A 976-nucleotide genomic window follows, 5' to 3' on the forward strand; every position below is an offset into this window, starting at 1 on the left:
GAAAATTCATCGGCACCGTCCAGGCCGGCATCTGCGATGCTGGCCTTCTTGTTAAAGCGCTCCCTTCTCCCGCGATGGACCCGTCACTTCCCCACTTGGTTTTCCCCGTTCCTCAGGTGTTTCCGCCACCAAGCTCAGCGGTTCTGGGCGCCAACGTACATCCTGGGCCTGTGTAGCCCCGCGCCCCGGAAAAGCATGCAGCCGTTGGCTGACCAAGTGGCGCCCGGCACACACGACCACATCCAGCACTTCATCACCGATAGTCCCTGGGGAACGCAGGGATTGGAGCAACTCGTTGCGGAACGGGCGCAGCACCTCCTGGGCGGCAAAGATGCGGTGCTGATCATTGACGATACCTGCCTGACCAAGTTCGGTTCTAAGTCCGTCGGCGTGGGGCGGCAGTATTCGGGTCAGGCAGGCAAGATCACCAACTGTCAGTGTCTGGTCTCTGTGACGCTCGCCTGGAATGAAATCCCGATTCCCTTGCGTCTGAAGCTGTTTTTGCCTTCGGAATGGTCTTTACATCCTGATCGCTGTGCAAGGGCGGGTGTTCCACAGGAACACCCGCTCATGTCCACCAAATGGGAGATCGCCCTGCGGGAAATTGATGACCTGGCCGGCACGGTTGAGTACGGGATGGTGCTCGCTGACGCCGGGTACGGCGTCAACGCGAAATTTCGGCAAGCCCTGACGGAACGTGGCCTGCGCTGGTCGGTCGGCACCATCAAGACCCAGCGGGTGTATCCCGCTCACGTGCGCCTGATCCCCATTCCAAAACACTTCCGAGGTCGCCCCCCACGGCATCCGACGCCATCGGAAGACACCGAAACCATTGAAGCGGTGCTCAGCCGGGAACCTTGGCGACGCGTGATGTGGCGCCAGGGAACAAAAGGTCCCCTGATGGGAACCTTCGCGGCAACCTACGTCCGACTGGCAGATGGGACCCAGAGTTCACGCGGGCAGCACCTTCCAGGGG

1 protein-coding gene is annotated in these 976 nt (G+C 61.0%); it reads left to right on the forward strand.

Annotated elements, in window-relative coordinates; translation table 11 throughout:
* Positions 1-36: 36 nt before the first annotated feature.
* On the forward strand, positions 37-976 hold a 940-nt coding region (locus tag K7W42_RS22720; protein ID WP_224577682.1), incomplete at its 3' end, for an IS701 family transposase.

Source organism: Deinococcus betulae, from assembly GCF_020166395.1.
GTDB lineage: Bacteria > Deinococcota > Deinococci > Deinococcales > Deinococcaceae > Deinococcus > Deinococcus betulae.